This window comes from Methylobacterium sp. J-070 (assembly GCF_022829385.1).
Classification (GTDB): domain Bacteria; phylum Pseudomonadota; class Alphaproteobacteria; order Rhizobiales; family Beijerinckiaceae; genus Methylobacterium.
Window position 1 is genome coordinate 23,283 of the sequence record NZ_JAKSXX010000015.1, and the last position, 11,553, is coordinate 34,835.

Below are 11,553 nucleotides of genomic sequence, written 5' to 3' on the forward strand. Positions count from 1 at the left end.
ACGCGGCGATCCGCATGCGCATCTGCCGCTCGGAGGCGGATGATCACAAGTGCCGGATCCAACCCCTGATTCGGCGTCGCCAAAGGGCCAGCAAACTGGTTGACGCGACGTTCGCCTCGAGCAGCGTTGCGTCCTCCCGTTTTGGGATCGCGGACTGATCCGAGCCGTCTGGCAATCGCGCCGCGTCGACCCCGCGTGGACGAGGCCGCAACGGCGTTCCCACCGCGCCGCTTCCCTGCTGTTGTAATGATGTAACGTTTCTTCTTTGTCAGGTTCGCACGGCGCGACGCGTCTTGCGCGGACTAGGCTCGCCGCGGCAGTGAAACAATATAACAACATGCGAGCCCCGATGTCCCACACGCGCCGCTTCGGCTGTCTCGGCAGCATGATCCTGCCTTCGGCTGTCACGACCGGCCTCCTCGTGACGTCCCCGGCGCTGGCGCAGCAGGCCATCGCGCTGGACGAGATCAGCGTCACCAGCCCGAGCCCGATCCAGGCGCCGCGACCCGCACCGGCCGCGGATCCGTCCGTCACGACCGGCATCCTGCCGGTGGCGACCAACACGTTCGCGCCGGTGACCGTGATCACCCAGGAGCAGATCGCCCGCGACCAGCCCCGGACGCTGGGCGACGCCCTGTTCGACCGGCCGGGCATCTCGGGCACGACCTACGCGCCGGGCGCGGCCTCCCGGCCGATCATCCGCGGCCTCGACAACGCCCGGGTGCGCATCCAGGAGAACGGCATCGTCAACGGCGGCGTGTCGGACCTCGGCGAGGATCACGCCGTGCCGGTGAACCCGCTGGTCGCCGACCGGATCGAGGTGATCCGCGGTCCCGCGACCCTGCGCTACGGCTCCGGCGCCATCGGCGGCGTCGTCTCGGCCGACAACAACCGGGTGCCGACCTTCATCCCGGCCAACGGCGTGCAGGGACAGGTGACCACCGGCTTTTCCAGCGTCGACAACGGCCGCCTGGGGGCCGCCACGGTGGATGCCGGCGGCGACGGCGTCGCGGTCCACGCCGACGGGTTCAAGACCGGCAACGACAGCTACGCGATCCCCGGCGGCATCCAGCGCAATTCCTACACCGAGTCGCAGGGCGGCGCGGTCGGCATCTCGGCGATCGGCGACCGCGGCTTCATCGGGATCTCGTTCAGCCACTACGACGCGATCTACGCGATCCCCGGCGGGGTGGCCGAGCAGGACCGCACGCGGTTGACCCCGAACCAGGACCGGGTCCTGTCCCGGGGCGAGTACCGTCCTCTGGACGGCCCGTTCGAAGTGATCCGCTACTGGGCGGGCTACTCGGTCTACCGCCATAACGAGATCGGGATCGGCGCGGACGGGGTCGAGGGCGTCCAGGCGATCTTCAAGAACCGCGAGGCGGAGGGGCGCCTGGAACTCCAGCACGTCCCGGTCTCCACGGCCTTCGGCACGCTCACCGGCGCCCTCGGCTTCCAGTCGGACCGGCGCGTGATCAACACGCAGCTCGAATCGTTCCTGCCCAAGACCGAGTCCCGGGCCAACGCGGTCTACCTGTTCGAGGAGCTGGAGCTGCGCCCGGGCACGCGGCTTCAGGCGGCCGGGCGCTACGAGGTCGACCGGCTGTCGAGCACGGCCGCACAGTTCCCGGTCGGCTATCTGCCCGTTGAGGATCAGGAGCCGGTCCAGTACGCGCGGACCCGCCGCTTCGCCCCGAAGAGCGCCAGCATCGGCGCCCTGCAGGATCTGCCCTACGGCTTCGTGGCGAGCCTGACCGGCTCCTATGTCGAGCGCGGGCCCACCGGATACGAGCTGTTCTCGCAGGGGCCGCACGATGCCACCGCGACCTTCGAGATCGGCAACCCGGACCTCAAGAAGGAGCGCGCCCGCACGGTGGAGGCCAGCATCCGCCGGGCGGAGGGTCCGCTGCGCCTCGACGCCACCGGCTACTACACGCGCTACACGGGATTCATCTACCGCAACTACACGGGGCTCACCTGCGACGACGATTTCGCCTCCTGCGGAACCGGCACCGACAACCGGCAGATCGTCTACCAGCAGCAGAACGCGACCTTCTACGGCGCCGAGATCATCGGCCAGTACGACCTCGTGCCGGTGGGCAGCGGCTTCGCCGGCATCGAGGGGCAGTTCGACTTCGTCCGCGCCCAGTTCGACGACGGCACCAACGTGCCGCGGATCCCGCCCTACCGGCTCGGCGGCGGCGTCTACCTGCGGGCCGATGGCTGGTTCGCGCGGGTGAACCTGCTGCACGCCTTCAGCCACGCCGCGACCGCTTCGTTCGAGACGCCGACACCCGGCTACGACGACCTGCGGGCCGAGCTGAGCTACACCAAGGCGGTCGATCCTGCGGTCTACGGGGCGAGCGCGATCACCCTCGGGGTGCAGGGCCGGAACCTCCTGAACGACGACATCCGGAATTCGACCTCGTTCAAGAAGGACGAGATTCTGCTGCCGGGGCGGACCGTCCGGCTGTTCCTGACGGCGCGCTTCTGAGACGACGCGCCGCGACGCCCCTGCATCGGCAACCGGGAGCCGTCCGCGGATTTTCAAGCGGACAGGGTCCGGCGCAGCCGCCGCCAGCCGGCCACGAGGCCGGTGAGCGCGATCGCCGCCGCCGGCAGGTTCAGGAGCCACTGGGCCGCGTCGTGGAGCGGGCGGTTGCCGCTCAGCCCCGGCAGGTCGAGCCGGTGCGGGGCGTCGAACAGCCATCGGCTGATCCGGCCCGACCGATCCAGGCGCTGGAGGATCGTGCCGTCCCGGGGATCGACGTGGAGCCACGTCGAGTCCCGGTCCGCGAAGCGCAGCCGCAGCACCGGCAGCGGCCGCGGATCGGTCCCGTGCGGGTACCAGTACAGGTCGTAGGCGGTCAGGCGCTCCACCTCCTGCAAGGCGCGTCCGGGCAGGGCTTGTCCGGCCGCCGATGCGATCGTCTCGGCCAAGAGGGGCAGCCTGCCATCCGCGCTGCGTGCCACGGTCCCCGCGTCGGCGACGATCCACCAGGACCCGCCGACGGCCGTGAAGCGCAGCGTCCGGGTCCCGGGTTCGGCGAAGCCGCTGAGGGCTCCCGCCGCGAGGCCGAGGGCGGCCGGCTCGCCGGCATAGGCGGCGCGGATGTTGGCGGGCGCGGAGGATGACGAGAACCAGCGGTTCGGATTCATCGAGATCCAGCCGCTAAGGATGAACGCGCCGAGGCCGATCCCACCCGCGAGGCCGAGCAGGTGGTGCCAGCGGGCGAGCCCGCGATAGGGCGTCACGGCGCCTCCCCGGTAGCGCCGCCGGAGGCGCAGACGCCAGATCCCGATCGCGAGGCCGCTCAGCGCCCCGAGAGCGGCGAATCCCGACAGCCACAGCAGCACCGTCCGCCATAGCTCGGCCCGGGCCCGCAGCGGCGTGAGGTAGATCCAGTGCGCCACCGAGCCGACCCAGTTCCAGGTGCGTTCGAACCGCGTGGTGTCGAGGACGATCTCGCCGGTGGGTGCCGACAGGTAGAGCTCGGTCCCCGCGCCGTCGCCGAGGGCGACCTTCAGGAGGGGGCGGTGCGGGTCGTACCGGGCCGTGACCGTCCATTGGTCGCGCTCGACGCGCTCAACCCGCGCGGTCGGGCGTCCCTCGCCCGCAAGACGAAGTGCCTGCGCCGGCGTCACCGGACCGAGCCGTTCCCCGGTCCGCGCCGAGACCGTCGCGCGTGTGCCGTCGCGATCGGCGACCCGGTAGACCGGCTCCCCGCCCCGCATCTCCAGCCCGAAGGCGGCCGGCACGCCCGGGAGGCCGGCCGCCGCCAGGGCATCGTCCGGGGCGACCGCGACCTCGTCCCAGGCGATCGGGGCGAGGCGGTCCAGGCGCTCATCTTGGGTCAGGGTCGGGAACGGCACGTAGAGCATCACCAGCCCGGAGCCGATCCACAGGGCGAAGAGCAGCCCCGTGGCGATGCCGGCCCAGCGGTGGAACAGCAGCAGCCACCGGCGGCCGGCCTTGCCGGGCCGGCGCGGCAGCCTCACCACGTCACCGTGTAGGCGACCTCGACCGAGCGTGGGCGTCCGAGCAGCCAGTTGGTCCCGACCGCGTTCACCGCGTTGCCGCTGATCGCGTAGACCCGGTCGAACAGGTTGTAGACCCGCAGCGACAGGCGCGACTCCGCGGTGACCTGATGGTCGAGGACGGCGTTGACGAGGTTGTAGGCCGGCCGCCGCGCCGTATTGCCGAAGTCGCTGTAGACCCGCCCCACGTTCTGGAGCCCGACCCGGGCGGTCCAGTCGCGCGCGGCATCCCAGGTCAGCCAGAGATTGGCCAGGCGCTCGGGCACGTCGACCGGCTGGTTGCCGGCATACGACACGGTGGCGCCGTTCACGCTCTGGTCGAACCGGTCGTATTGCGCGTGCAGGAGCGCGAGGTTGCCGTCGAGCCGCCAGGCCGGGGCGAAGCGCCAGCCCAGGGCCAGCTCCAACCCCTGCGAGGACTGGCTCCCCACCTGCGTGGACAGCGTCGGCTGGCCCGGCACCGCCGAGATCAGGTTGTCCTTGACGATCCGGTAGCCCGCGACCGTCCATTCCAGGGCACCGTCGAAGGCGAGCCCCTTGGCGCCGATCTCGACTTGGTCGCCGGTGGCGAGCCTGAAGCCGGCAAGCGACTGGTTCAGGGTGATCAGGCTGTTCACCGGGTCGGTGGCGACGCTGTACTGGGCGTAGAGGGCGCTGTCCGGCGTCGGGTTGTAGACGACGCCGAACCGGTACCCGAGGGCGTGGTAGGTCTTCTCGAACTGCGACCCGGTCTGCAGATCCTCCCGGTGCAGCGTCGGCACGTCGAGGCGCACGCCCGTGAGGAACGAGAGCCGGTCCGAGAGGAGCACCCGGTCCTCGGCGAAGACCGAGGCCTGACTCGTCTGCGTGGCGTAGGCCGGTCGCGCCCGGCCGTTCTGCGGGAAGAAGCCGGGATCGTAGCCGGTCAGCGGCACGCTGGTGGTCTGGTCGAAATAGAAGTTGTTGGTGTGCCGGAAATCGATGTGATTTACGTCGAATCCGGCCACGAACTGGTTGGGCAGACCGAAAAGGTCACCGCGGAGTGTCGCGTCGAGCCGGTCCCCGACCTGCTCCTGGCTATGATAGATCTCCAGGTAGTCGCCCCGGTCCACGAGCCCGGTACCGCGGTTGTAGGAATACTGCTCGACGTCGAGCCAGTGGCGGCGGCTGGTCAGCCGGTAAGCGGTGTTGCGCACCGTGATGTCGGCCGAGGGCGACCACTCGGTCTTGAGCTGGGTCCAGTTGTCGGCCCAGGTGATCTTCGCGTCGCGGACGTTGTAGTTGTTGAACCGGATCAGGTCCGGGATTCGCCCCTCGACCAGCGGCGTGCCCCAATAGCGGGCGGGCTCCTGATAGCCGAGATCGTGGCTCAGGGTGAACGCGAGGTCCGGGCTCGGCTGGAACAGCAGGGCCGCCGAAACCGCGAGGTTACGGAAATCGCCCTCCGGGCGGATCCAGCCGTCGGCGCGGTTGCCGCTGACGTTGACGCGGTACGCGAAGGTGTCGCCGAACTCTGCTTGGCCCAGCGCGCCGCCGGAATCGAGGGCGAGCCGCGCCGTGCCGTCCGTGCCCACCACCGCGCGGGCCGCGTTGATCGGCACGAAGACCGGTTTCTTCGGCACCACGTTGATGACGCCGCCGATGGCGCCGTCGCCATAGAGCACCGAGGATGGCCCGCGCAGGACCTCGATCCGCTCGACGTTCCAGGTATCGAAGGGGAAGGTCACCGTGTTGGCGCCGACGTAGAAGCGCGTGCCGTCGTAGAGCTGCTGGATGGAGTTCGGCCCCGCGAAGCCCCGGGAGGAGAAGGCGCCGTTGCCGTTGCCGGGCGCCGCGATTGTGGTGATGCCGGTGGCGTCCTGGGTGACGGTCTCGGCGATCGTGTCCTGGCCGCGCAGCCGCGCCGTCTCGCCCGACACGATGTCGAGGCTCGCCGGCGTCTCCAGCGGCGTCAGGCCGAGTCTGCTCGCGGTCCGGTCGCGGGTGCGCAGGTTGAGGCTGTTCGGGACGGCGCGGTTCGGGTCGCCGCCCTCCCCTTCGACCGAGAGTTGGTCGAGGGTGACGGTCTCTTGCGCGCCCGCGGCGGCTGCGGGGCCGGCGATGAGCGCAAGGAGTACGCCGCAGAGCGGGGCGGGCCGGCCGCGGGAGCCGGCATGGAGGTTCGATCGTGACATGGTTGGCGGAGGTCCATACGCGGCGCATGCCGGCCGGCCCGTCTTAGAGGTAATGTAATAACATCACCAACATTGGATCCTGAGGATGGTCCCGCGCGCGGCGGGGCGCGGCGGCGTCCCTGGAGGACGGCGCGGAGCATCGGATCGGTCTGGACGAGGATCGACAACGGTGTTGCGGGCGCGCTTGCTGTGGCACGTCACCGCGAACGAGGCCTTGCCGACCGCGCTCGCGCACGGCCGTCTCGACACCCGCCAGGACACCCCGCCCGGCGCGTTTCGCGTGTGACCACGGCTGACGGCAGGTCTCCTGGCTCACGGGTCGCCGCCCTCGCACCGTCTTCCCGGATCTCGCGATCCAGTGACATGGTGGTGAAGGGCTCGCCGCTTACAGTTGCGGGGGCAGCCGCGGCTTCAGGGCAGGCCCCTCACCGCGTTCCCTTTTGATCCCCGAGGGGAACCGTCGGACGAAAGCTTGGCTGGACACGCCGGGCGCGTCAAGGGTCGAGAAGCCTCTGCCGGGGCTACGAACTCCAATCGACAACCCTGCGCCAGGCTCAATACCGACAATGCGTGCGCGACGTGGCATCGATGGCGGCTGTGGATTTCGGGTTCGCGCCCCGGTGCTGCGAGATGATCGGGTGGTGCGTTGCGCGTGTCACCGGAGCCCGGAAAACTCCGACTGCGATGACCGCAATCTGGGTCCGTGAACGCATGGCTGGGAAACCGGTGGGGCGGTGTCAGGATTGCCGCTCGCGTCGGCACCGTGCATAGAATTTGTCCCGATCGCATAATATAATTTGTAGGCGTCACTCTCGAATTTCAGCACACATTGCACACATCAGACAAAATATCTGTCTGAATGTATTTCATATTTATACTTCCGCATAGAACTGTCTTATGTCATTGACCTAGATGCATGCCAGACAAATGACGTTTTACGCGTTGTAGCAGACCAAAATCGGCCTATAAGTTGGCGCGAGAATGAGCACAGCTTATCGGTAGGATGGTCGATGTCGCGGGAAACGCCTATCTCGGGCGAAATGTCATTTTTCAGCCTGAGAAAGATGATCTCCGGATCCTTTGTTGCCCTATTTTTACTATCGATGCTGATCGGAATATTTGCGATGACCCGTGTCGGGTCAATCAACCGGGCTGCGCAGTCGGTGGTCGGCGAGATCGATGCCGTGGCAAATCTGGGACTCATGAACGAGGTCAGCCAGGAACTCCGCGCCCTGGATGTTCTGGCCCACGCGGCCCGGGGGAACGACGAGTCCCGGTCCTACGCGGCTCAACTCGAGAAGGCCCAGGACGTGTTCTCGGCCGCCTGGAGCCGCTATGCGCCGACCGTGTCGGGCCCGGAGGAGCAGGCCCTCGCGCATCGGCTCCGGGACGCGTGGCAGCATTTCCTCGCGCTGGAGAGTGAGGTGTCGGCTCTCGACCGGGCCGGTGAGCATGCGCTGGCCGACACCGTCATCTTCGGGGCCTTCAGCGCGGACGCGGATGCGTTTCGGAAGGCGGTGCGCGCGGTCCTCGCCTATCGCCAGGCGCGGGTCGCCGAGGAGACGGCGGCGACCGACGCAGTCGGTCGAACCGCGACGCTGTCAGTGGCAATTGCCTTGGGCGTCGTGGCGATCCTGACCGCCGTCGTCAGCGGCTTCATCATCCGCAGGGTCGCCACGCCGATCATGACGATGACCAAGGTGATGCGGCGTCTCGCGGAGCGCGACGCTGATGTGACGGTCCCCGGGGGCGGCCGCCGGGACGAGATCGGCGCCATGGCCGGGGCCCTGCGGATCTTCCAGGACAACATGCGACGGTCGAAAACCCTGGAGCAAGAGGCGGCCGAGGCGCGCGTGCAGGCCGAGGAACGGAGCCGCCAGGAGATGGTCGCATTGGCCGGCCGCTTCGAGACGGCCGTGGGCGGGATCGTGAATACGCTCGCCACGGCCTCGACGCAGCTGCGCGGGACGGCGCAGTCCATGACGGGCATCGCCAGCGAGACGGCGGTGCAATCCACCGCCGTGGCGAGCGTCGCCGAGGAGGCCGCGGCCAACGTCAAGATGGTCGCCCAGGCGGCGGGGGATTTGGAGACGTCGGTCCGCGAGGTCGGTCGTCAGGCCGAGGTCTCGTCCGCGATGGCCAATGGCGTCGCCGGGGAGGCCGCGCAGACGGCCGCCCTGGTGCAGGCGCTGAGCGGCGCGGCGTCCCAGATCGGCGACATCGTCGGCATCATCTCTGCGCTCGCCAGACAGACCAACCTGCTCGCCCTGAACGCCACGATCGAGGCCGCCCGGGCCGGCGACGCCGGACGCGGCTTTGCCGTGGTGGCGTCCGAGGTCAAGGCTCTCGCCGCCCAAACCGCCGCGGCCACGGACGACATCGCGCGCCACGTCGCGACGATCCAGGGATCCACCTCCGATGTCGTCACGGCCATCGGGGGCATCACCACCCAGATCCGCGACATGAGCGCGGCGGCGGCCTCGATCGCGGCTGCGGTCGAGGAACAGAACGCCGCCACACAGGAGATCGCGCACAACATCGCCCAGGCGGCGACCGGGACCGGCGAGGTGACGGCGACGATCAACGGCGTCGCGAGCCGGGCCCAGGAGGGCGGATCCGCCGCCGGCCAGGTGCTGGACGCGGCCAACGCGCTGTCCGGTCAAGCGGAGCACCTCGGCACCGAGGTGGCACAGTTTCTCCGCACCATCCGGGCCGCTTGAGACCTCCTCCGACCATGCCGAGGCCGTCGACGACGGCCGCATTCACCCCACGGATCAGCCGGAGAGGCCCGAGCCCATGGCCGCGAAACCCCGAATTCCAGCCGCCCCGCCCCGCCGTCTCGCGCGCTTGGCGCTCGCGCTGACCCTCGGCGTCGCGTGGGGCTCGGGGACAGCCCCCGCCTCCGCCGGTACGATCGGCGTGTCGATGGTGCCGCCCGTGGCGTTCTTCCAGTTTCTCCGGGACGGCATCCAGGAGCGCGCGAAGGCCCATCCGGGCCAATCCGTGCGCTTCGCACATGCCGAAACCGGCGACGGTGCGAAGCAGGTCGAGCAGATCAAGGCGTTCATCCGCGACAGGGTCGATGCGCTGATCGTCCTGCCGGTGGAAGCTGCCGCAACCAAGGAGATCACCCGGCTCGCGCAGGAGGCCGACATCCCGCTGGTCTACGTGAACAACGGGCCGCGCGAGGACTGGTTTGCCGGGCGGGTGGCGCTCGCCCTTCCGAACGACCTCGTCGCCGGCCGCCTCCAGATGACCATGCTGGCGCAGATGATGAACGGCCAGGGGCGGATCGCGATCATCCGGGGGCCGGCGTCTCACTCCGCCTCGGCCCTGCGGACGCAGGGCGTCAAGGAGGTTTTGGCGGGCTTTCCCGGCATCACGGTCGTCGCGGAGGACGCTGCGGATTGGGACCGGACGCGGGCGGCGGCCCTCGTGGCGAAGTGGCTGGCCGGCGGCCAGAAGATCGACGCGATCGCCGCCAACAACGACGAGATGGCGCTCGGCGCCGCGGATGCCCTGGAGGCGGCCAAGATCCTTCCGGACCAGATCGTCGTCGGCGGCGTGGACGGGACGCGCGAAGGCCTGGAGGCGATGCATCGCAGACGGATCCATGTGACCGTCTTCCAGGATGCCAACCTGGAGGGCGGGCGCGCCGTCGACGATGCCGTCAAGCTGATCCGACGCGAACCGGTCCAGCAATACGATTGGATCCCCTTCGACCTCGTCACCGACCGGACACTGCCCCGCTATCTCAAGACCTTGGCTTGCGGTCCCTGCGCGCCCGAACCGCCGCGCGCAGACGGTCCGCCGGTCGCGCGGTAGACGACCGAGCCGGGATCGCCGGGACCGCCGACCTCGGCCACCTGCCCCGGGCTGGCGTGCGACCACGACCCACCCGGGGGGACTTCGACATGTTCCAAATTCTGACTGCTAGAGTGTAGCTGACGCATAAATTCGGGTGCCTCACACTATTCAACAGTGATTTCTTTCTATGATATTTGCAAAAATATAGACATAAACGAAATATGAGGATTGTTGGAACCGATCTCTTGCTGGCACGTACTGCAAGACAACGCTGCCTCGGAGACGGGATATCAGTTTGGCCGGGCAAAGACTTGCGCTTCGTCCCGTCCATGCGGCGAATTCGCAGCTTCTGATCGGACGATGGTGATGAGCATGAGCTATAGACTGGAAAATCCCGTCCACCCCGGCGGATATGTTCGTAGGAACGTCATCGAGCCACGGGATCTGACCGTCATGGATGCAGCCAGCCTTCTCGATGTGACGCGTCAGTCGCTGTCCGACTTCCTCAACGAGAAATCCGATCTGACCGCCGAACTGGCCCTGCGGATCGAGGCGGTGTTCGGAGTCGAGATGGACATGCTGATGGAGATGTAAACCCAATTGGACATCGCCCGCGCACGGAAGCGGTTTCCGAACATCCGGAGCGACCTGGCCGGTATGGCGCGAACCCATGCCGACGCGTCACAGACGCGGCCGGCCGATGCCGAACCCCTGACGATCGTCAGGCACCGGCACGCCGCCGCTTGAGCCCCGTCGCCTCGGACGGGCTTCCGGCATCCGAAGCTCCGCGTGACGCGGGGCTGACGGTAAGGCGCTCGCCAGGGACCGTCCCCGGGACTCAACGTGGCCGGGGAGGCGCCGTCCCCACCACTGGCTTCGATCGGATCGGGGCCCCTGTCCGGACGGAGGGGCGCCGCCCTTGGCGCCCCGGCGACGTGCGTGGCGTGACCTGCCGGGTGCCCTTGCGGCGAAGGCCGATTCGGGGCTGGTCGGAGAATGCGCCGGCATCGGACCCCCGTGCCTTTGCCGCTGCGCGCCCGCGATGCTACACGCGGGCGACCCCATCGTGACGGCACACCGCGATCCCGCGGCCGATGCGCCCGGACGCTCCGTCCGAAGCGGAGACGGGTTCTGGCGGAATCATGGCGACACGACCACCCCCACGCGGCGGCCCGAAGGGACGCAGGCCCCCGCCCGGCAAGTTCCAGGCAGACGGGCGCGCCCGCACCGGCCCCCGCACCAGCGCCCGCGATGCGGCCGAGCGCGCGGCCCGGAACCGCGGCGAGGATGCCGGCACGCGCGATCCCTGGACCGTGCAGGGCGCTCCCAAGAGCGCGCAGGGCACAGCCTCGCCCGCTGCGACCCGCAAGCCTCGCCCCGCGCCGGGCGGGCCGCCCGGCCGTGCCGCCGCGCCCGCGCGGAAGGCCTCGCCCCCGCCCGGGCCCAGACCGGCCGCTTCGCGACCGGGCCCTGCGGTTCCGGCCCCCGTCCCCGGCCCGACCCGGCGCCAGCAGCGCGCCGCCGCCCCCGCGCCCCGCGCCGCCGGGGTGCAGTC

Annotated in this window: 6 protein-coding genes, 1 pseudogene and 1 riboswitch; of the genes and pseudogenes, 5 read left to right on the forward strand and 2 right to left on the reverse strand. The window is 69.3% G+C overall.

Going from position 1 to position 11,553, the window contains the following annotated elements; translation table 11 throughout:
• The first annotated feature begins 349 nt into the window (after nucleotides 1–349).
• A complete protein-coding gene (locus tag MKL01_RS00425) occupies nucleotides 350–2,494 on the forward strand; it encodes a TonB-dependent receptor (RefSeq protein WP_243903270.1) in 2,145 nt (714 codons plus the stop codon).
• Nucleotides 2,495–2,547: 53 nt separating this feature from the next.
• On the opposite strand, the gene MKL01_RS00430 is transcribed toward MKL01_RS00425, so the two are convergent.
• Together MKL01_RS00430 and MKL01_RS00435 are read right to left on the reverse strand one after the other, a co-directional pair.
• Nucleotides 2,548–3,999, reverse strand: a complete 1,452-nt coding sequence (locus MKL01_RS00430; protein WP_409566184.1) for a PepSY domain-containing protein — start codon at nucleotides 3,997–3,999, stop codon at nucleotides 2,548–2,550.
• The gene (locus MKL01_RS00435; RefSeq protein WP_243903272.1) at nucleotides 3,996–6,191 is read right to left on the reverse strand and encodes a TonB-dependent receptor; all 2,196 of its coding nucleotides are present in this window, start codon (nucleotides 6,189–6,191) and stop codon (nucleotides 3,996–3,998) included. Before MKL01_RS00435 ends, MKL01_RS00430 begins: the two co-directional genes overlap by 4 nt.
• A gap of 279 nt (nucleotides 6,192–6,470) precedes the next feature.
• Nucleotides 6,471–6,668, reverse strand: a riboswitch (cobalamin riboswitch).
• A gap of 587 nt (nucleotides 6,669–7,255) precedes the next feature.
• Here MKL01_RS00435 and MKL01_RS00440 point away from each other — a divergent pair.
• The 4 genes and pseudogenes from MKL01_RS00440 to MKL01_RS00455 all read left to right on the forward strand — a co-directional run.
• Nucleotides 7,256–8,911 (forward strand): methyl-accepting chemotaxis protein, encoded by a 1,656-nt coding sequence (locus MKL01_RS00440; RefSeq protein WP_279604318.1) that lies wholly within the window; start codon nucleotides 7,256–7,258, stop codon nucleotides 8,909–8,911.
• 76 nt (nucleotides 8,912–8,987) lie between these two features.
• Nucleotides 8,988–10,016 carry a substrate-binding domain-containing protein gene (locus MKL01_RS00445; protein ID WP_243903273.1) on the forward strand — a complete coding sequence of 343 codons (1,029 nt, stop codon included), beginning with the start codon at nucleotides 8,988–8,990 and terminating at the stop codon, nucleotides 10,014–10,016.
• 348 nt (nucleotides 10,017–10,364) lie between these two features.
• Nucleotides 10,365–10,592, forward strand: a complete 228-nt coding sequence (locus MKL01_RS00450) for a HigA family addiction module antitoxin (protein ID WP_243903274.1) — start codon at nucleotides 10,365–10,367, stop codon at nucleotides 10,590–10,592.
• 548 nt (nucleotides 10,593–11,140) lie between these two features.
• A pseudogene (locus MKL01_RS00455) lies at nucleotides 11,141–11,553 on the forward strand (RluA family pseudouridine synthase); the annotation flags it as partial.